Source organism: Candidatus Nanopelagicales bacterium, from assembly GCA_028687755.1.
Taxonomy (GTDB): domain Bacteria; phylum Actinomycetota; class Actinomycetes; order S36-B12; family S36-B12; genus UBA11398.
In genome coordinates, this window is record JAQTZL010000015.1 from 1 (window position 1) to 21,246 (window position 21,246).

The window sequence follows — 21,246 nt, forward strand, 5'->3', positions numbered from 1 at the left end:
TCCACAAATAAAACCCGGCGAAAGCCGGGTTTTTTGTTTTCACAGGTGTAATGGGAATCCATCACAGATGTATCTGTATTGGGGGACAACCACGGAATAAATTTATTTTGGGCCAATGAAGGCTTTGATTTCCCCTGTTGTTCGCGCCAATCGCACTGCACTTATTGCGCTGACAACGGTCAGTGCAGTGGTGTTGTCGATCATTGCGACTGTCCCAGTGATGGCATCACCTGAGGTCGGTGGCGTCATCACCACAGTGACGAGTATTCCGGACAAGTGCGATCCGGCTACTGCTCGGCCGATAGTCACTCCTTCAGCTTCAGGAAGTGCTACCCCGACAAGTTCTGCCAGTGCTACCCCAATTTCATCAAACGCCTCCCCTTCAGCATCGGTCAGTAGTTCTTCTTCAGCGACCTCGTCGCCACCATCTTCTGCAACACCAACAGCGACTGCAACGTTCACTGCGAGCCCAACTGCTTCAAGTTCGGCCTCTCCTTCATCACCAACGAGCAGCGCAAGTGCATCACCTACTCCCACTACGTCATCATCAGTGACATCACGTACGGGAACGATTGATCCAACACCGACTTCGAGCGCGTCACGCGAATCAGCGAGTGCAAGTCCAACATCGGCATCAACAACGCCGTCAATCCCGGCGCCAACAAGTAGTGCATCAGCAAGCACAAGTCCATCGTCTTCTTCAAGTTCTTCAGCAACGACAACGCCATCCACATCGGCGAGCGCAACTCCTAATTCAACGAGTTCGGCAACTGCCGCACCAACCACGTCACCAACGGCATCTCCAACTGCTTCACCCACGACAACCAAAACTCGCGTAACTGGAATGTGCCCAGCAACGGCGACAAACGTGAAAGCAGAGGCTGGCAACAACTCTGTGACCTTGACATGGGATGAACCAACGAATCCAGTCCCATTGTCGTATTACGTCAACGTCACACCGGACGATCGCATCCTGAATATCACGGCACCGATTTCATCAATGGTGATTTCAGGTCTGAAGAATGGTGTGGAGTACTCATTCCAGTTGTATTCCGCAACTGAATTGGGCACCAGCGCTCCAGCTGCAATTGTGAAAGCAACGCCAACAACAGGAACCGAAGGTGAAGTTGCCGGGTTGATTGTGGGCTTTGCTCCGCAAATCGCGATAGCCGATCATCAAGGTGATGTTCCCGGTGAAGAACGCGTCACTCAGGTTGGGCTCTCTGTTGACTCCAAGATCAGTGAAGGTGTGCACACTGTTGATTTCACGGAAGCTGTTTCATTGCCAGAAGCGAAAGTCATTGCGGCTGAACTCCAGGGTGATCCAAAGGTCGCATGGGCTGAACCAGATCAATTTGTCTACACCTCATCGGTAACCCCAGCACCAAATGATGAGCAGTACGCAACGAATCAGTGGAATCTCTGGGATACCTACGGCGTAGGCCTTGGAAACAACAACACGACGATGTCGCGTGCCTACACCCCAACTGCGGGAACTGGCACAGTTGTTGCAGTCATTGATACTGGCATTACTTCGCATCCTGATTTAGATGGATCGTTAGTTCCTGGTTATGACTTTGTCTCGAACCCAGAAACACTTGCTGCCCAACGCATGCCAGGTGGCAATGACGAACCTTTCGATGCAGACTCAGCAGATCCCTCTTCATACGGACCGTTGGGTTGGGATGCGAATCCCGCAGATCCAGGTGATTGGCGCAGCGTTTCGCCAAGCCGCTATTCAACGTGGCACGGCACGCATATCGCTGGTGTGATCGCAGCCGCTGCAAATAACGCACAAGGTGTTGTTGGTGTTGTTCCTGGCGCGAAGATTCAGCCAATCCGCGCGCTGTCATGGCGCGGCGGATTGATGTCAGATATTGCGGCATCGATCACTTGGGCGTCCGGTGGCCATGTTGACGGTGTCCCTGATAACCAGACTCCGGCAAATGTCATCAATATGTCGTTCGCCGTCAACTCAACTTGTTCGGTTGCTTTACAAAGCGCAATTGATGGTGCATACGCACGTGGATCTGTGTTGGTTGCAGCTGCCGGCAATGCGAACGACGATGTCGCCAACTACGCACCTGCGAACTGCAATCACGTCATTGCAGTTGGCGCGACGGAACGCGAAGGTCAACGCGCGCAATACTCAAACTTCGGTTCAGGCATTGATATTTCAGCTCCTGGTGGATCAGGAACAAGTGCCGGTGGTGTGACCTCAACGGTGAACCTGGGAGCAGCAGCTCCTGCAGGCCCAGGGTATGGAGCACAAGAAGGAACCTCTGTCGCGGCGGCACATGTTTCGTCAGCAGTCGCCTATCTCAAGGCGCTTAATCCAACCGCAACGCCTAGTGAAATAACGCGGACAATTACTGGCCGCAATGCGGTTCGCGCTTTCTCTGCTACAACATGTGATCCAGACCCAACAAAAACATGTGGTCCTGGCATCTTGAACTTCGCTCAAATTGCATCTGCTGGAACACCGGGTGTTGACGTTGCGGTCACCGTCGGTGGCAATCTCGTCGCTGATGGATCCACCATCGGTGTGGGTTCAACCATTGGACTAGGAACCTCAGGCTTGCTCAGCCCAGGAACAGGATCTCGAACCTTGAGAACCGTGCTGCATACAGGAACGGTGTATCAATCAGGGAGCGCGGTCGCTCCTGAAGGTTGGGCCGTGCAATACAGCACCGACGGAACCAACTGGGTGAGCAGTGAGCCATCCCCTGCATCAGGCGTGAAGCAAGTGAAAGCCACGGCAACAGTTTCAGCTGGTCTCATTGACGGAAACTCACAGATCTACTCAACTGAAACTTCGGCCTCCGTACCGTCAAGCACATTCACGGCGAGCACAGGTGGCGACGGTTGGGATGTCTTCTTCTCGGACAACTATGTCTTCAATATTTTCCATCATTCTGACGCAATCGTGTTGGACTGCCATTTGAAAACGACTGGTGCCCGTTGCGCTGGGTACACAAAGACCTTCAACGGATATCGAGCCAGTATGCGTTCAGGTGGTTGGGTTGACTCAACTACAGGCAAGTTATACGCCTTCACATCAAGTACGAGCACCAACCGACCTGGCGTGCTGTGCATTGACATCACTGTTGCAGGAGTAGCACCAACAAGTTGTGGCTTTATCACCTTGTCCACAACGATCTCCAGCAGCAACTACAACTATTTAACCGAAGCTGAGTCTGTTGGCCGGCGTATTTTCGGGGTAGCAACTGATGGCACGAATGGACAGTTGGTGTGTTTCGATGCAGTCACTAATGCTCAGTGTGTCGGAACACCAATCAACATTGATGGAGCTGGCTACGCTCAGGAGTCAACAGCCAACGTTCGCCCATTAAAGGTTGGCGACAAAATCGTCGTGAAAACTTCGACTCGGGTGTACTGCTACATAGCTGCAACCATGGCTCAGTGTTCTGGTTCGTGGCCGGCAACCATTAACTCTGGCACCAAAACTCCACTAGCACCGCACACAACAAGCAGCGGTTCACTTGATGGTGTCTGTTACGAAAACGGGTGTGTGAACCTCAGCGGTGTCGTACAAGCTGGCTGGACCACTCCGTTCACGTTGGGTTACAGCAACTGGGCGATGCATGCGGTTGTCGGAACTCTCTCGGGAACTCGGTACATGTGGGCGGCAGAACCATTGACGGTTCGCTGCTTTGATTACGCGACTAATGCCGCCTGTTCCGGAGCCTTTCCCAAGGATTTTTCGGGATATAACTTGCTCTATTCCATTCGCGTAGATCCGGAAAATGAATCCTGTCTTTGGGTGAATAGCGATGCTGGACGAATCAGTAACTTTGATGCGCTGACTGGTAATAACGGCTGCACTTCGAATCCGGTAATCACGTTGCAACCTTCGCAGTTCGCTCCACGGTATGTCTGTTCCACGAATGTAGGAATCACTCAATGGAATGAACTTCGTTTGGTCTCGTTGGCCGGAGGTGGCACGGCGTCAACCGTTCGTCTCACCGTGCGTGATGCGACCGGTGCTGTGGTCACAGGTTGGTCCAACAAGCCATTCACCATTACTCCAGGAGCAACACCACTTGGCACGCTTGATATGACAGGGCTCGATGTTGCGCTTTCTGGTTCACGGCCAACGTTCAGCTTTGCCTTCTCGGGAATTACCGGCTCAATCACCACGGCCGTGATTGCCCTGGATTACAAGGGCAAGGGTCCTGAATTATGTGTGAACACCACTGCGACGGCGCCGTCGCCACCGCTGGCGGCACTCGTCACGGGATACCTCACGGAGACCGTAGGTGTTTCTGAAACCTTTATGGCCACGCGCTCGTTCACGATCGGATCTTCGGCTGCGATAGTCACCCAAACAGTTCCCACCGCTCCACGAGGAATGAGCGGAACTGGCCTGAATACGTCAGCAACCGTGAGATTCCAAGCTCCAGCCTCTGATGGTGGAACTCCCATCACTGGTTACCAGATTTCGCTCGATGGCGGTTCTTCATGGACTGATGCTTCAGTTGTCGACAATGGTGATGGCACGTATAGCTCCTCACTGACCGGCTTGACCGCGGGAACTACGTACGACATTCGTGCAGCAGCGGTGAATGCGATTGGTCGCGGTGCTACTGCATCCATCTCAGTGACTGCGCAGCTACTTTCCATCAGTACCTTGCTTGATACGCCTATAAATCAAGGCCCAATTCTCCTTGCAGCAACAACTGGTGGGGGCCTGCCACTGACCTATACCTCTTCGACAAGCGCCGTGTGCACGGTCAGTGTTCGTACGGTCACTCTTGTTACACAAGGTGTGTGTAATCTCGTTGCTTATCAAGCAGGCGATGCAACGGCGTCTCCAGTGATCTTGCCGGCAACAACGCCGGGCTCATTCACGGTGTTGCCGCCGTACTACACACCTACAGTTCCAGGTGTTCCAACAAGTGTGGTGTTGACTCCGGGTAACACTCAGGTTTCCATGGCCTGGATCGCGCCAGTTGATGATGGTCACTCGACGATCACTGACTACAGCATTCAATACAAGTCAGGTTCGTCATGGATTCCATTCATTGACGGCGTCAGTACGAATACATCAGTCATCGTTACGGGCTTAACTAACGGCACCTTGTATTCCTTCCGAGTTGCCGCGGTGAACGCAATTGGAACTGGCACGTACACCTCGACAAGCACAAGTACTCCCGCAACTATTCCGGGAGCGCCAACAAGCTTGAGTGCTTCTCGTTCAAGTACTAATGGAACATTGACCTGGACCGCACCCGCTTCAGATGGCGGCTCTGCTGTGACTGATTACTTGGTTGCATACAAACTCAGTACTGATGCGGACTGGACAGTGTTCAACGACGGTGTTCGCACCGCAACGGGAGCAACGGTAACTGGGCTCACAACTGGGGCGAACTACGACTTCCAGGTCATCACAGTGAATCTCGTGGGCAGTAGTTCCGCGACGAGTACCGTGAACCTGACAGCAACACCTTCAGCGGGACAGGTTGCATTAGCTTGGAATGCACCCGCAAGTCCAGGTGGAACGATCGCTGACTACGAAATGCAATACCGAGTGTCAGGCGATTCGACGTGGGTGACATTCACAGATGCAATAGGCACTGCCACTGGCGGAACTGTCAGTGGTTTGACCAACGGTACGGCTTACAACTTCCGCGTCGCCACGATTTTGACGACCACCGTGGTGAGTAGTTACACCTCCGTTGTGACCTCGACTCCACGCACAAGTCCAAGTGTGGTGACCGATCTCGCTGCTGCCCCTGGTAACCGCCAGATTGCATTGACGTGGACTGCGCCAATTGATGGTGGTTCGGCGATCACTGACTACGCGATTCAATTTAAGGCGTCAGCTGATGCGAGTTGGACGACGTTTACTGATCCGGTTATTGGTACGACGGGTGCAACGGTCACCGGTTTGCTCAATGCGACTTCGTACGACTTCCGTGTTGCCACGACAAACGTTGTGGGCACAAGTGGGTATTCAAGTGCGGTCAGTGGAACTCCGCGTACTACGCCTGGTGTGCCAACCTCGATCACTGCAACACCAACAAGTGGTCAAGTGTCTTTGAGTTGGACAGCTCCTTCAAGTAATGGTGGTTCGCCGATCACTGACTATGTGATTGAACTGAAAACTGCGAGTGCCTTTACCTGGACCACTATCGCTGATGGACTCAACACGAGCACTTCACTTGTGGTGACTGGTCTAGCAAATGACACGGCATATAACTTCAGGATTGCCGCAGCAAATAGTGCAGGCCAAGGAAGTTACGCCACGCCAGTTGCCAGCACGCCTTTTGGCCCGATCTCTGCTCCACGATCGCTGGTTGCAACAGCACCAAGCACAAGTTTGATCCTGAATTGGCTCGCCCCATTGTCCAGTGGTGCATCGGCAATCAGCGACTACTTGATTCAGTACCGCGTCAGTGGTGCTAGTGCTTGGACAACATGGAGTCATAGCGCGAGCACGGCAACAAGTGCGACCATTACTGGATTGACAGGCCTTGCAAGTGGCACCGTGTATGAAGCACGCGTCGCAGCAGTGAATGCAACAGACACCAGCTCATACGCGTCGGTGACCTACCCACTGGTGAGCCCATCAGGCACTGGTGGAGGTACGACTCCGGTCACAAGTACAACGCAACCAATCGCGTTGCCTACTGATCTACCTTCGATCACACCGATCACACCACCCGTGATTCCAAGCAACGCCAAGGGTGTACTGCTCGTTGGAGGTGTGCCCGTCAGCATGAATATTTCCGCTCCAACATCTACGAGCGCACCATGGCGTGTTTCTGGTCTAGACTTCAACATGTCCTTCCTACCCAGGACTTCCGATAGTTCGACAAGCACGTCATCGAGTACTCCTTCGCAAAACCCAGCAAACCCAAGTTTGTCGGCTGGACCAGGTGGCTGGATCAAAATTGAGGGCGACGGGAACATGCCAAGCTCCACAGTTAAAGCGTTCCTAGTGCCGAGTTCGATGGCAGCTCGAATGAGTTATCGAGTGTCTCAAACAATTTCATATCTGGGTGAAGTGGACGTAACCAAGATTGGTTCATTCGACATCACCGTCAATATTCCAAATGACGCAGAACCAGGCGAATATGTATTGCAGATCAACGGCGTTAACTTGAAGGCTCAGGTGCGCTCAGTGAATATGGCTATCTCAATTACTGGAGCCCCGTTAGTACTTGCACCACGGTCAGCGAAGAAGACGAAGTTCTTTACATCCGGAAAATCGACTCTCACCAGCTATGGTCGAGTTCGCCTGCTATCCATAGCGCGATCTATCCCAAGAAATGCCACCAATGTTCAGCTCTCCATTACAGGTGCTTCAGGTGGTTTGAAATCGATGGATGCCAACTACCGGTTGGCCATGCGTCGCGCAAAAGTATTGATTGGCTTTCTCAAGGAGCGTGGCGTGAGCGGTACATACACGTTGACTTTGAAAACATCGCTTGGATTCGGAGGCGAAAGTGGCGCTAACTCGCAGGTCAGCAGATTGCCACTCAGCGTGGTGAATGCCAGTTTCAAGGCGCCTTCGGTCGCGAAGAAGTAATCATTAAGAAGCGACTAGGGTTCAATACTATGGCTCGACAAACGCGCGTGATGTATGTGGAAAATGATCCAACACTGCGTGGAATCATTTCGCGCAATCTTGAAGCGAGTGATCAGATCGAGTTGGTCTCATCGCATGCATCTTCGGTTGAAGCTCTCGACGATCCGGCATTGTTGAAAATTGACGTAGCGTTGTTAGATTTAGCGCTAGGCCCAGATTCCCTAAATGGAACTGAGCTTGGGATCGCAATTCGATCGAAGAATCCCAATGCGGGCATTGTCATTTTCACGCAACACATGGTTCCGGATTTTCTAGCGCAGTTGCCAGAGGAATTTCAGTGGGGATGGTCATGTATTGAAAAGCGCGCGGATCTCGAGGTCGACTATTTGGTAGATGTGCTTCGAGCAACAGCACGTGGACTCAATGTTGTTGACCCAAAGATGCAACTGGCGCGCGCGGCAATGGAACCTAGTCCGATCGATCGTTTATCTGTCCGACAACGCGAGGTGATGGCTCTGGCTGCGAGTGGTCTCGATGCCCCAGCAATTGCCGAAGCAATGTCATTGGCGGCCGTCACCGTGCGTCAGGACTTGTCAAAGGCTTATGCGGTTCTCGTCCCAAGTCCAAAAGCAGGAACGGACTTGCGCACCAGCGCAGTGTTGAAGTACCTGAAGGAAACTCGGTTGTATGCCGATGAATTCCAAATCTAAATTACACAGATTTTTTTCAGACGCTATTCGAGTCGCGTTTGGCCCTTGGCAAATCCGTCCGTGGGTTGTGGGAATTCTGTTAGCGATTCTCTTCAACTACTCATCGGTAGAAATTTTTAAGGTTGAGCGCGGCACGGAAGTCGATGGCCTTCAATGGCTAGTGCAGGTTCCCAATGCGCTGTTCGTCGGCATGATGTACGTCCTTCCTGCTCTCGCATGGAATTTCCTTGCAACATCTGTTTTCAAACTGCGACCCAACCGCTGGAATTACCTGGGAGCAGTAATTGGGCTTGCGTTACTAGGGACTGCGGGCAGGGCATATTTAATGCCGTGGTGGGATTTCAACTATCTCGATTCTCCGTCACAGATTTTTGCGATGGCGTTTCGTATTGCGGCAGGGCAATTGATTGTTTTTGCGCTGCTCGGACTGAACGACAGGCGTTTAAAGCAGCAAATTGCCCGGACTGAACGAGCACTAGCTGAAGTCCGTGACCAACGAACAGTCATGATCAATAATGAAGAGAATCTGCGCAGTTCTATATCGGCCTACCTGCATGACAATGTGCAGGCCAGCTTGGTGGCACTGGCGATGCAGTTGAATCTCGTGGCCAAACGCGCCGATACTCAACTTTCTGCAGAAATTTCATCGATTGTTGATGGTCTAGAAGAAGTGCGCAGTTCTGAAGTTCGTAAGGCGTCTCATCGCTTGAGCCCAGATATTTCATTCCATGGGCTTCCATCCGCAATCAGAGAACTTGCTGTCACCTATGAGCCATGGATGTTGACAACCGTGAATGTCACAGAAGAGTGGGCCCCTGGCGATGCAGTTCCAGAGCGGCGAGACATTGTCGTGTTGGGCGCGTACCGCATGATTGAACAAGCACTCTTGAACTCAGCCATTCACGGGCGAGCGCGACGAGTGGAAGTTTCGATATCAATGAATAGCGATGAATTGCTCGTACATGTTGTTGACGATGGGCATGGGTTCGTTGCTAGTTCTTATCAACCGGGAACAGGCTCCAAAGTGATTGATGCTTGGGTGCAATCACTGGATGGCACTTGGTCTATTGAATCCAATTCGGACTTCGGGGTACATGTCTACGCTTGCCTGCCATTGAGTGTGTAGTTCGTGAACATCACAGGTGTGAAGAGTTTCAATGAGGCGTGATTTGGGATCTAAGTTCCTATGAGTCAACGAAAGTGATTTCATGCCCAATTCTGATGATCGTCAGATCGGCGTCCTGCCGATCGTGATTGGTATTGGTGTTTTGCTGGCACTTATTGCTGTGATATCTCAGATTTTCGGATAGTCACCAGCCGCCCGCAGTTACCAGATCCGACGATTTTGGGATCAGCACGTCATGACAGGATTACTCCCATGACTATGACCGCAACCTTGCACACCTCACAGGGTGACATCAAGCTCAACCTGTTCCCTGACCACGCGCCAAAGACCGTTGAGACCATCGTGGGCCTTGCTGAAGGCACCCTGGAATGGACCAACCCAAAGACTGGCGAAAAGTCCAACACACCGTTGTATGACGGCACTGTGTTCCACCGTGTGATCGATGGCTTCATGATCCAAGGTGGCGACCCACTTGGCACCGGCACCGGCGGCCCAGGCTTCCGTTTTGCCGATGAACCACATCCAGAGCTTGTGTTTGATCGCCCTTACTTGTTTGCAATGGCTAACGCTGGCCCAAACACCAACGGTTCACAGTTCTTCATCACTGTGGCACCAACTGCATGGTTGAACTTCAAGCACACCATTTTCGGTGAAGTTGCAGATCAAGCATCACGCGATGTTGTCGACAAGATCGGTAGCACCAAGGTTGGCCCTGGCGATCGTCCACTTGAGCCAATCACCATTAACTCAGTCACCGTTACGCGCGACTAATTACTGATTCGATGAACGAGCACACAGGTTCCAAGGCGGAGCCTGTGTGCTCTTCTCATCCCGATCGCGTTTCGTACATCAAGTGCGCACGTTGCGATAATCCAATTTGCACTGAGTGCATGATCCCCGCATCTGTTGGCTTTCAATGCCCCACATGTGTTGGTAACACAAAGGTTGCCAAGGTTGTAACACCAGTAGGCGCAACCGTTGTTGAGAAGCCTTACGTCACGTATGCACTTATTGGCATCAATATCGTCGTGTTTCTTCTGCAGTTCTCCATGGGCATTGACGAGTCGTCAAAGCAATACGGAATGTGGCCTGCTGGCATTGCCATGGAGGGAAGTTACTGGACGCTCATGAGTGCCGCGTTCATGCATGCCTCACCACTACACATCGCATTCAACATGTACATCTTGTTTGTGATGGGACAAACGCTTGAGCGGATTTTCGGCCACTCGCGTTTCATCGTGCTGTATCTGCTCGCCGCACTGGGTGGTTCCGTTGCGTCATATTGGTTTAGTGATCTGCGAACGGTTTCGGTTGGCGCCAGTGGCGCAGTCTTTGGCTTGATGGGTGCATTTGTGGTCGCGGGCCGTCGATTGAAATTCGACATTACTCAGGTGTTGATTTTGCTCGGCATCAACTTGGCCTTCGGCTTCATCGGGTCAGGCATCGACTGGCGGGCGCACCTTGGGGGCATGGCCGTCGGCGCACTGGTCGCTGCGATTTTCGTATTTGCACCGCGCAACAACCGAGTGTTGATTCAAACCTTGGGCTGCATTGCTGTCTTGGTGGTCTTGCTCATCCTCGTAGCGATGCGTACATCAGCGATTCAGGAACTTCTGGCACCCTTCGTGCCGGGAATTGCGACCTAACTCGCCACCCACAACCCTCCAGTCACACAGGACACAGTTATCCCCAGGGATATCCACAGGTGTGGACGAATTACACGCGTGTAAGTAGGGCTACTGCCACTTCGTGGACAAGAAAAAGCCCACGATGATGAAGCCGAATCCGATTCCCACATTCAGGATGGGAGCCATCGCATTCATGAAACCGATCTGCGGGCCGGCGATGTAGTACACGACGATGTAAATCAAGCCCACCACGAAACAGGCCACCATCAAAGGTGCCAACCAGCGAGGGGATCCAAGCCTGGCGATCTTGTGCTCACCCATGGTTGGAGGCGCTTGATAGCCGAGGTCCTTCTTACGCTTCTTGGACACCGGCATGGCACACACCCTTCACTCAACGAGGCGGGCTAGTGCGCACACCTCAACCCTGAGAAGATACCGCTTGTGACCCGAATCTTGGTTGTGGACAACTACGACAGTTTTGTCTTCAACATCGTCCAGTACCTCGCCCAGCTCGGTGCCGAGGTCACGGTCAAGCGCAATGATGAAGTCACCACCACCGAAGCCCTCGAGTACGACGGTATTTTGCTCTCCCCTGGGCCAGGTACCCCAGAAGACGCAGGAGTCTGCATGGCGATCGTGCGCGAATGCGGTGGCAAGGTGCCGATCTTCGGAGTGTGTCTTGGCCACCAAGCAATTGCAGCCGCATTTGGCGCAACGGTTGATCGCGCACCAGAGCTTGTCCACGGCAAGGTTTCCGCCGTTCATCACGGTGAGATCGGCGTGATGGCAGGGCTACCTGATCCTTTTACGGCTACTCGCTATCACTCACTTGCTGTTGAGCCGGCAACGATGCCTGACGAACTTTTCGTTACCGGACAAACAGATACCGGAATCATCATGGGCCTTCGTCACCGAACGATGGCAATTGAAGGCGTGCAATTCCACCCTGAGTCAGTACTGACCGAAGGTGGACATCGCATGCTGGCGAACTGGTTAGCGGAGTGTGGCGACACCAACGCAGTGAAAAACAGTGAAGGATTGGCCCCTGTCGTCAATCACTGACAACAGATCGACGTGGCCCCACTCCTCAAGTAAAAGTTACGGTGCAACTGGTGGTGCAGATACGGGCACTGCGCGACCAACCGTGATTGTCACAACTGAACCTCGATCAAGTTTTGATCCCGCTTGTGGTGATTGCGCCAAAACCTTGCCCGCAACATCAGCCCCGGTGTCTTGGTAAATCACCTGAGGATCAAAACCTGCTTGCACAATGTCACTGCGTGCCTGTGCTTCTTGCTTATCAACAACCTGCGGTACCGAGACTGAGCCGGATGCGATCGTGATTGCAACCGTGCTACCCGCATTGACCTGCGTTCCTTCAAGTGGCGACTGTGAAAGCACGTAGCCCGCTGGTTGATCAGAGTCCTCTTCAGTAATGGGACCCAATTGCAAATTGGCATCAAGCAGCGCCGTGCGCGCATCATTCACAGACGACAAGCCAACAAGTTGTGGCACTGTGGCTTTTTCCTTACCGCTGCTCACGGAGACATTGACCGCTTGGCCCTCTTCAATAGTTTCACCAGAAGCGGGTTGCTGCGCAATGATGCGACCTTCAGGGCGATCAGAAACTTCGGCGCTTTGAGCACCGAGGGTTAACTTGTTGGCAAGTAACAGTTCTTGAGCACTTTCAACCGTGAGACCTTCAAGATTGGGTACAGAAACGCGAGCGACTCCACCGCCGCCCAGGACAAACTGACCAACGAGTAACACCGCGGCAACCAAACCAAGCACAACTGCCCCAGCTACTGCCCAGAAACCAAAGCCACGGCGACGCTTAGGTTGACGTGAACGCGCGTATTCAGCGATACCTGCAGCTTCAACTGGCGCAAGCATTTGCGTGTGATCGTCAGCCATCACCACCGGAACGGCTGCAGTCATTGGCCCACCCTGAATCATGCGCTCAACATCTGAACGGAATTCAGTAGCGGTTTGGTAGCGCTGATCAGTGCGCTTGGCCAAGGCTGCAAGCACAATCAAATCGATTTCAGGAGAAACCCCGTTATCGATCTGCGATGGCGGAGTTGGCATCTCAGAAACGTGTTGGTAGGCAATAGACACAGCGGACTCACCAGTAAATGGTGGACGACCTGTCAGAAGTTCGTAGAGCAATACACCCGCGCTGTAAAGATCGCTGCGGGCGTCAACGACCTCGCCGCGTGCTTGCTCTGGCGAAAGATATTGCGCCGTGCCCATCACAGCTGAGGTAGCAGTAACCGAAGTATTGAGTTCATTAATCGCGCGAGCGATACCGAAATCCATCACCTTTACATCGCCGCTGCGAGTCAGCATCACGTTGCCCGGCTTGATATCGCGATGCACAATTCCGTGACGATGCGCGTAATCAAGTGCGGAAAGAACACCAGAAATAATTTCGAGCGCACGCTCAGGGAGAAGGCGACGCCCCGACGTCAATAACTGACGCAAGGTCATGCCATCGACATATTCCATAACGATGTACGGAACGACTTCTTGAGGGCCGCCACCCTCAGCATCCAGGCGATCTTCGCCGGTGTCGTACACGGCAACAATGTTCGGATGATTGAGGGCTGCAGCGGATTGAGCTTCCCGGCGAAAGCGCACTTGGAAATCTGGATCGCGTGCTAAGTCAGGGCGCAAGATTTTGATTGCAACGCGTCGACCTAATCGCACGTCCCGTGCTTCATGGACTTCAGCCATGCCGCCGCGCCCAATGACCTCGCCAATTTCATAGCGATCACCGAGCATGCGTACGTCGCTCACCTAGCCTCCATCACGTTAAGACTTCTATCTTCGCAGGTTCAATCACGATTGCTTGAGTATGGCCTGCATAACTTTCTTAGCAATTGGTGCCGCCAAGCCGTTACCGCTGATTTCAGAGGTTCCCGCCTGCTCAATACACACCGCAACCGCAACTTTTGGGTTTTGCGCTGGGGCAAATGAAACGAACCATGCAACAGATGGCCGGTCATTACCTGTTTGTGCAGTTCCAGTTTTGCCGGCGACGTCCACTCCAGAAATCCGTGCGTTCGAACCAGTGCCGTTGTTCACCACATTAACCATGAGTTCGGCTTCAGTAGCGGCATTCGCAGCAGTCATCGCTTGCTTAAACACTGAAGGTTGTGTGGTTTGCAAGACCGAAAGATCAGGTCCGCGAATTTCTTGCACCATGAACGGGTTCATGAGCACACCCTTATTGCCAATAGCTGCACCCACCATGGCCATTTGCAGTGCAGTTGCACGCACTTCATATTGCCCAATGGCACTCAGCGATGTTTGTGGCGCATCTGGGTCTTCAGGGAAGGTTGATCGAGCGGCACGAAGAGGTAATTCAAAACGCGAATCAAAGCCCATGAGTTGGGCTTGGGTGCGAAGCGCATCTGCCCCTAATTCATTGCCCAACCACGCAAAAGCGGTGTTGCAGGAAATTGCAAGTGCCTGACGCAAGGTCACCATGCCACCGGGACCACAAGCAGTGCGATTCCAGTTATTGATGCGCTTGGTCGAATTAGGCAACTGGTAGGTCTTTGGCCCAGGCAGCAATGAATCAGGCGTAAATCTTCCTGATGCCAGTGCCGCTGCAGTGGTCACCAATTTGAAGGTGGAGCCGGGTGGGTTCAATGCCACGATCGGCCGATTCAACAATGGCTTATCTGGATCAGCAGTCAAAGATTCGTAGTACGTACGAATCTCAGCAGGCTTATGCGTGGAAAGAATGTTGGGATCAAAGGATGGTGACTGAGCTGATGCCAAAATCTTGCCCGTAGACGGCTCAATCGCAACAACAGCACCAACTTTGGTACCTAACCCTTCGTAGGCGGCAACCTGCGCATCAGGATTAATGGTCGTAACGACGGATCCACCTTGAATTTGCCGACCAGCGAAGAGTTGTTTCGTGCGATCAACAAAGAGCAGATCAGAACTGCCATTAAGAATTTTGTTTTCCGTGCGCTCTAGGCCGGTTGCTCCATAGACGAGTGAATAGAACCCAGTAATTGGTGCGTAGAGCTCGCCGTTGGAATAGACGCGCTGATAGCGAAGGGTGTCTCCCGTTTCAATGGAACGAGCAGCTGCATCAGTGGAAACCACGATCGGCCCACGTTCCCGGTCATATTGCGCAAGGAGTTGGCGTTGATTCCCTGGGCGATCGCGATAGTCAGCAGCCTTAAACACTTGAATGAAGGTGACGTTGGCAATCATGGCCAGTAGCAAGATTGCGAACACTGCACCGATGCGTCGAATTGGTCGATTCATACGCGCCTCACCACCTGGGTGAGCGCTTCATCAACTGGTGGCACAAACACATCAGGGCGTCGAGCGCGATCTGAGATGCGAATCAACAGCGCAATGATCACCCAGTTAGCGACGAGTGATGAACCGCCGTACGAAAGGAAAGGAGTAGTCAGGCCGGTGAGAGGAATAAGTCTGGTGACACCACCGATAATGACGAACACCTGAATGGCCAACACGATGGAAAGACCAACAGCGAGCAACTGACCAAAGGAGTCACGCACGGCGATTGCAGTGCGAAGCCCTCGCTCAATCAAAATGCCGAAGAACAACAGCAAGGCGCACATGCCTACGAGTCCAAGTTCTTCACCAATGGCGGCAACAATGAAGTCGGTGTTCGCGAACGGTACGAACTCTGGATATCCCTGACCAAGACCGCTGCCAAAGAGTCCACCGCTGGCAAAGCCATAGAGTGATTGAACTAATTGGTAACCGTCGCCATTGCTATCTGCCCATGGATCCCACCAAATATTGACTCGCAAACGTACGTGCCCAAAAGCGAAGTACGCCATCGTCGCGCCGATCACAAACAGCGATCCGCCAATAATCAACCAGCCGCGTCGTTGAGTTGCGATGTAAAGCATGCAGACGAACAGGCCAAAGAACAGCAAGGAAGTACCAAGATCTCGCTGAAAGATCAGTACTCCAAGTGAAATAATCCAGGCCACTAGCAGTGGGCCAACATCCTTGGGTCGAGGAAAACCCACGCCGAGGAACTTGGTGCGGACAAGTGCAAGTGAATCTCGCTTCACCACAAGATAGCCGGCAAAGAAAATGGTTAAGAAAATCTTTGAGGCTTCGGCAGGCTGGAATGACAACCCGAAGAACTGAACCCACAAACGAGCACCGTTCACGGTCTTGCCAACAAGAGGCAGTAATGGCAACAACAAGCCAAGGAGCCCGAGGAATCCAAAGGTGTAGGTAAATCGTTGGAGGCGTCGGTGATCGCGCACCAAGATCAACACAGCAATGAACAAGACCACCGCAACGGCAAACCACGTGAGTTGTGCGTACACGTCAGGGGTTGGAACAGGTGCATCGTTACGTGCTGCACGTTGCGCCGTTGCCACGTCGATGCGATAAATCATCACCAAGCCCAAAATCGTGAGCAAGGTGGCAATTGGCAAGAACAAGGGATCGGCGTACTGAGCTTTCAATCGCACAGTGATGTGCATGGCGCCGGCGAGAACGCCAACAATGAGCACGGTGATCCACAACCGTGGAGTCATGCCTTCACCCGTGGCCCAAGCAATTTGCATGGTTCCAGCAACACCGAGCAACCACGCACCAATCACCAACATCAATTCGGTGTTTCGACGATTGGGTTGCCGGGTTGGCACAGAAGTGAAGGCCACTAGTTCACAGCTCCAGGGCAACCAGCTGTGGTCGTCAACTGACATTCAGCTGCGCGAGTGGAAAGTTCATTAATAATGCGTTGCGCATCTAGAGCATCAGCAGCAGGAATCCCTTTTGACACAAGTTCTTGATCAAAGAGAGGCAACTGACCCACAGAAATTGTGCTGTCTGTGCTGATCGTGTTGAGCGAGAAACCGACGAGTGATCCGGGAACGCCGTTGTACACCGCGACCGTGCCAGTTCCTGGATTCCCATTCACGCTGACGTACCACTGGGAGGCCAACCACATGCGCCCAAGCACAGCAGCAATGCCAATCAGCAACGCAACGAGCACCACGATCGCAGTAACACGCACAAATCTTCGTCGACGAACCTCGCGAGTGCGAACTTCAAGTGCGTTGGCCGGGGTGGCCGCAGCTGCTCTCTCGGCAGCGACCAGGACATGTTCAGGATCTGGTTGTGCATCCAGCGGAAACGACACTCGTGGAAGGCGTTCCCGAACCCGCAATTCGCCCGCAGCGCCAACAACAACGGGCAGGGTCTGGGAATCCTCGATGCTGACATCAAAATCAATCACGTCGGCAACCACAACGGTGACGTTGTCTGGAGCCCCGCGTTCCAGCGCAAGATCAACAAGACGCGTCACACATCCGGTTGGTTCACTACTGGAGAGCGCGGAATGGATTTCTTCGGGTGTTAATACGCCCGAAAGACCATCTGAACACAGCAGATAGCGATCAGCAGCACGAGCTTCGCGAACAGAGAAATCTGGTTCAACAGGGTTGATGCCATCGAGCGCTCGCATCAACAAGGAGCGCCTGGGATGGTGTGCCGCTTCTTCCTCGGAAATCTGACCTGAATCAACGAGGGTTTGCACATACGTGTGATCGTGAGTGAGTTGTGACAACTCACGATTGCGCAACATGTATGCGCGGGAGTCACCAACATGCACAATGGCTAAGCGATCACCAGTCCAATAAATACCAGTGACGGTGGTACCCATACCTTGCACTTCTTCATCTTCTTGCACCAACGAAACAATGGTTTCACCAATGCGATCAACAGCATCCGTGAGTGCAGTAACAGGATCAGTCGGTGGATTGGCATCAAGCTCAGCGAGGATTGCAATCGCGGTGGCGGAAGCAAGTTCACCTGCGGCGTGACCACCCATGCCATCGGCAACAACTAATAGGCGAGGGCCGGCATAGCCAGAGTCTTCGTTGCCTTGACGTACCAGGCCAACATCGGAGCGAGCCGCATAACGTAATTGCATGACGCCTCCGCTCTACTTCTGAAGTTGCAGTGTGGTGCGACCAACGCGAAGTGCAACACCAACGGGAAGCGCTGTTGGTGCTGTAATGCGAGTGCGATCAATCCAAGTGCCATTGGTTGAACCGAGATCTTCAACCATCCAAACACCATCGACATTAAACACTCGTGTGTGACGACTTGATGCGTAATCGTCATCAACGACAACTGTTGAATCTGGTGCGCGCCCAATGGTGATGTCGGCAGTGCCAAGTGGAATCACAGTGCCAGTCAAAGCACCCTCAGTCACCAAAAGTTTTGCTCCGCGCACCTTCGCTGATTTGGTGCGCTTAACTTTTGTTGGCTTAGGCGGACGTTGCGTACGACCAAGGGCAATTGGGCGAGCTTCAGCAGGTTGCATGAGATCTCGGCGAAGCACAAGAACAGTTGCGAGAACAAATAGCCAAAGCAAGCCTAAAAACGCTAGGCGCGCGAGGGTAAGTCCGAGTTCGGACACGATTTAGCTGTTCCTAAAGACGAGGGTGGTGGAACCAATCTTTATTGCGGTTCCTTCATGCAATTCAAGTTCAGTGACGCGCTTACCATCAACCGTAGTGCCGTTCGTTGAATTCAAATCACGAAGGATGAGTGGCGCGCCCATGACAATTTCAGCATGATTTCGTGAAGCTCCTGGATCGTCGATACGAATATCAACATCAGCACCACGACCAATGCGAGTAACTGCGCGTACGAGTGGGTAGGCAGTTCGACCAACTTCAAGGCGTGGTTGGTGAGCAATGACGGCAGCACCGGCCTCTGAATCAACCGAAGCGGCATTCACTGCTGCAACTTCAGCGCGCGCTTCGCTGCGCACGCGGAAGATGCCGGTATCAAGTTCATCGTCTTGGCTAATCACGATTTGCACGCCACCCAGCAAGGTGTACCGCTGCTCTTGGGCGTAGCTCTTCACCAAATTCGTGAGCTCGCCTTGGAGCGCATCGCGGAACACGGCCAGGCGGGTGTAATCGTGTGTGGAGAGCTCAATATGAAAGACATTGGGAACGACAGTGCGTTGGCGATCGATAATCGCGGCCCGGTCATTGAGTTCACGCTGAAGGGCCGAGGCTATTTCTACGGGCTGGACTTCTGCCTTGAAGGCCTTGGCGAAGGCCCCATTGACCATCCGGTCGAGGGAATCCTCGAACCGAGTAAGCAGACTCACGACAACCTCATTTATCTCGACAGCGAAATTTCATATTACCTCCCAAACATGAGGAAACCCGTGACTGCAGCGGGGCAATCACGGGTTAACCCGATGGAAGTTCGGTCACACATTGGTGCCGGAAATTATGCGGAAAGGATCGCTGCTTCCAGGCGAGCCAGTGAGGCTTCCATGGTGCTCGCTGGAATCACTGGCCACTGCACGCGATCGCGCCATTTTTCTGGCACCCCGCTCCAGTCCATGTAGTTCTCAACCAAGGTCAAGGAGGTGTCGATCGGGGTCAGGCGAATGCCATAGACATGGCCCACTCGTGGGCGACCTGCCATGCCGACGGTCCATTCAAGAAGTTGATCCTGCTCAAAGGCCGTCACTTCATTTTCAACTTGGTACAGACCCATCTCTGGAATGTCTCCGATTGGTGCGCGATCCATGTCCATTAAAAAGGTGTCGCCAACTGCAGCGAGTTGATGATTCGATGGTGGTGAGATCAATGATCCAGATCCATCCATTGCAACGTGACCTGCAGGAAGTGTGACCATCGAGAAAATTGCTGCAGCAGATGCTGGAATCTCTCGGCTTACTGAAACGCGCATTTCTTCTGACATGAGATACCTTTGGTTGGAGTAGAATAAGCCTTGTATTGCAACAACTATTTCTAGTTGAGTTTGTATGCTCGGTAGAGAAAACCACCAGGTGCAAGTGCGCCGCGAGCAACAATCAATGAACGGTTCAGCCAGTCATACTTTTGCGAACCAACTTCGAAATCCATGAAGACTTTCCATTCAATGGACTTCAGATCAACCGTTTCACCCATGCGAGCTTTAATGATGGTGCTCCACGGCGTAATGAAACCGACATAGGTGAAGTACAGATTTTCACCGTCATCAGTTTGTGCAACGGCGCGCATATCCACGCCCAAAGTGTCATCGGGACGCACGACTGGATAGTCAACAGCTGACAGCACGGTTGCGTTAATGCCAGGGCCCTTGATCCAACCGCCGGAGGTGGTGCCCACGATGCGGTGACCTTTGGGGCTGTTGCCTGCATCAACTGAGATGCGCTTCTCGGGATCAAGCTCCATGAAGAATTCGAAGAGGAATTCAGGCTCCAGTGGCCATTCGTTCTCAAGTTGAGGTGCCATGGGGGCGATCCCGTCGCTAAAGGGGTGAAACCCGAACTTTAGCCAGCATAAATAGGCCACTAGACTCAATTTGCTTGAAAAAGCATGCGCGAGTGGCGGAATAGGCAGACGCGCACGGTTCAGGTCCGTGTACTCGAAAGGGTGTGGGGGTTCAACTCCCCCCTCGCGCACCAAGCAAGAAGGCTCCTGCCTCACCAATTGTGAGCAGGAGCCTTCTTTTTGTTCGGTGGACACATCGGTTATCTCACCAACCTCATTGATATTGGAAGATTGAGTTCGGCCCAAGAACGATCAGCCGTCCATACTTCCATTTCATCCGCGGCAGCTGCTGACAAGCAGATTGCATCGCCAAGTGAAATCATCGCCTTTGCTGGCAAAGCTTTTTCGACTCTTCGAATTTCACTCATCATTGCGATTTCACGCCAACCCACGGGCATAACCGTGAGTCCCGCTTCAACGAGATCCTCAGCACACGCTTGGCCTTGGCCACTAAGTCGTTCAACTTTTGTGATGACCTCCGCCATGTTCACCGCGGTGATGTAACTCGTCGACAACATTGGTTCGATTTCATCAGCGCCTGGCTCATTGAATAACCAAGCGATGACACAGGAAGCATCCAGCAATACAGGTGCTGTCATTCTTCTAGCGCCGCTTCGGCACGACGTTCGGCTAGGAATTCATCGACGATTGAGCGATTTCTTGGCACACCCGCAACCCTTGAGCGTGCGCGAGCGAGGGCATGAGCTGGTGTTTCAAGGATCAACATCCCAGCCTCAGCTACACGCACGCGAAGTTCTTCACCTGGGGCAAAGCCCGCAGCCCGCATGGCATCTTCAGGAAGTGTTGGGCGTCGACGCGAGTCCAAGCGAACGCTCCACACCTGCAGTGCATCGGGCAGCTGAAGTGTCATCCCACGATAGTAATATTCATGGGA

At 52.9% G+C, this 21,246-nt stretch carries 18 protein-coding genes and 1 tRNA gene; 7 read left to right on the forward strand and 12 right to left on the reverse strand.

The window, feature by feature from the left end; genetic code table 11:
* Window positions 1–102: 102 nt before the first annotated feature.
* Window positions 103–891 (reverse strand): hypothetical protein, encoded by a 789-nt coding sequence (locus PHN51_12125; protein MDD2819527.1) that lies wholly within the window; start codon window positions 889–891, stop codon window positions 103–105.
* On the opposite strand from PHN51_12125, the gene PHN51_12130 reads away from it, so the two are divergent.
* The 5 genes from PHN51_12130 to PHN51_12150 all read left to right on the forward strand — a co-directional run bounded on the left by PHN51_12130 (window position 869) and on the right by PHN51_12150 (window position 11,037).
* Entirely contained in the window at window positions 869–7,555 is a 6,687-nt protein-coding gene (locus PHN51_12130; protein MDD2819528.1) for a fibronectin type III domain-containing protein, read from the forward strand. The genes PHN51_12125 and PHN51_12130 overlap by 23 nt on opposite strands.
* 29 nt (window positions 7,556–7,584) lie before the next feature.
* On the forward strand, window positions 7,585–8,265 hold the full coding sequence (locus PHN51_12135) for a response regulator (protein ID MDD2819529.1): 681 nt from the start codon (window positions 7,585–7,587) through the stop codon (window positions 8,263–8,265).
* Window positions 8,243–9,391, forward strand: coding sequence for a histidine kinase (locus PHN51_12140; protein MDD2819530.1), 1,149 nt, complete (start codon window positions 8,243–8,245; stop codon window positions 9,389–9,391). The genes PHN51_12135 and PHN51_12140 overlap by 23 nt, the downstream gene beginning before the upstream one ends.
* 252 nt (window positions 9,392–9,643) lie before the next feature.
* On the forward strand, window positions 9,644–10,162 hold the full coding sequence (locus tag PHN51_12145; GenBank protein ID MDD2819531.1) for a peptidylprolyl isomerase: 519 nt from the start codon (window positions 9,644–9,646) through the stop codon (window positions 10,160–10,162).
* Window positions 10,163–10,281: 119 nt separating this feature from the next.
* Window positions 10,282–11,037 (forward strand): rhomboid family intramembrane serine protease, encoded by a 756-nt coding sequence (locus PHN51_12150; GenBank protein ID MDD2819532.1) that lies wholly within the window; start codon window positions 10,282–10,284, stop codon window positions 11,035–11,037.
* Window positions 11,038–11,127: 90 nt separating this feature from the next.
* Here the strand turns inward: PHN51_12150 and PHN51_12155 are convergent, their stop codons facing one another.
* Window positions 11,128–11,394, reverse strand: coding sequence for a cell division protein CrgA (locus PHN51_12155; protein MDD2819533.1), 267 nt, complete (start codon window positions 11,392–11,394; stop codon window positions 11,128–11,130).
* A 66-nt stretch (window positions 11,395–11,460) separates the two neighbouring features.
* On the opposite strand from PHN51_12155, the gene PHN51_12160 reads away from it, so the two are divergent.
* On the forward strand, window positions 11,461–12,081 hold the full coding sequence (locus PHN51_12160) for an aminodeoxychorismate/anthranilate synthase component II (protein MDD2819534.1): 621 nt from the start codon (window positions 11,461–11,463) through the stop codon (window positions 12,079–12,081).
* A 36-nt stretch (window positions 12,082–12,117) separates the two neighbouring features.
* Here PHN51_12160 and pknB read toward each other — a convergent pair whose 3' ends face one another.
* From pknB to PHN51_12200, 8 genes are all read right to left on the reverse strand, one after another.
* Window positions 12,118–13,818 (reverse strand): Stk1 family PASTA domain-containing Ser/Thr kinase, encoded by a 1,701-nt coding sequence (gene pknB, locus PHN51_12165; GenBank protein MDD2819535.1) that lies wholly within the window; start codon window positions 13,816–13,818, stop codon window positions 12,118–12,120.
* Between the two features lie 42 nt (window positions 13,819–13,860).
* Complete coding sequence (locus PHN51_12170) at window positions 13,861–15,309, reverse strand: penicillin-binding protein 2 (protein ID MDD2819536.1); 1,449 nt, start codon at window positions 15,307–15,309, stop codon at window positions 13,861–13,863.
* Window positions 15,306–16,700, reverse strand: a complete 1,395-nt coding sequence (locus PHN51_12175) for an FtsW/RodA/SpoVE family cell cycle protein (protein ID MDD2819537.1) — start codon at window positions 16,698–16,700, stop codon at window positions 15,306–15,308. The genes PHN51_12170 and PHN51_12175 overlap by 4 nt, the downstream gene beginning before the upstream one ends.
* On the reverse strand, window positions 16,700–17,974 hold the full coding sequence (locus tag PHN51_12180) for a protein phosphatase 2C domain-containing protein (protein ID MDD2819538.1): 1,275 nt from the start codon (window positions 17,972–17,974) through the stop codon (window positions 16,700–16,702). The genes PHN51_12175 and PHN51_12180 overlap by 1 nt, the downstream gene beginning before the upstream one ends.
* A gap of 12 nt (window positions 17,975–17,986) precedes the next feature.
* Window positions 17,987–18,466, reverse strand: a complete 480-nt coding sequence (locus tag PHN51_12185) for an FHA domain-containing protein (protein ID MDD2819539.1) — start codon at window positions 18,464–18,466, stop codon at window positions 17,987–17,989.
* A 3-nt stretch (window positions 18,467–18,469) separates the two neighbouring features.
* On the reverse strand, window positions 18,470–19,171 hold the full coding sequence (locus PHN51_12190) for a DUF3662 and FHA domain-containing protein (GenBank protein MDD2819540.1): 702 nt from the start codon (window positions 19,169–19,171) through the stop codon (window positions 18,470–18,472).
* A 125-nt stretch (window positions 19,172–19,296) separates the two neighbouring features.
* Window positions 19,297–19,776, reverse strand: a complete 480-nt coding sequence (locus PHN51_12195) for a hypothetical protein (GenBank protein ID MDD2819541.1) — start codon at window positions 19,774–19,776, stop codon at window positions 19,297–19,299.
* A gap of 50 nt (window positions 19,777–19,826) precedes the next feature.
* Window positions 19,827–20,312 carry a DUF3237 domain-containing protein gene (locus PHN51_12200; protein MDD2819542.1) on the reverse strand — a complete coding sequence of 162 codons (486 nt, stop codon included), beginning with the start codon at window positions 20,310–20,312 and terminating at the stop codon, window positions 19,827–19,829.
* A gap of 86 nt (window positions 20,313–20,398) precedes the next feature.
* Between PHN51_12200 and PHN51_12205 the strand changes: the two genes are divergently transcribed.
* Window positions 20,399–20,485, forward strand: a tRNA-Leu gene (locus PHN51_12205).
* Window positions 20,486–20,551: 66 nt separating this feature from the next.
* On the opposite strand, the gene PHN51_12210 is transcribed toward PHN51_12205, so the two are convergent.
* Both PHN51_12210 and PHN51_12215 read right to left on the reverse strand, forming a co-directional pair.
* Window positions 20,552–20,950 (reverse strand): PIN domain-containing protein, encoded by a 399-nt coding sequence (locus tag PHN51_12210; protein MDD2819543.1) that lies wholly within the window; start codon window positions 20,948–20,950, stop codon window positions 20,552–20,554.
* Window positions 20,947–21,222 (reverse strand): hypothetical protein, encoded by a 276-nt coding sequence (locus PHN51_12215; protein MDD2819544.1) that lies wholly within the window; start codon window positions 21,220–21,222, stop codon window positions 20,947–20,949. Before PHN51_12215 ends, PHN51_12210 begins: the two co-directional genes overlap by 4 nt.
* Window positions 21,223–21,246 lie beyond the last annotated feature (24 nt).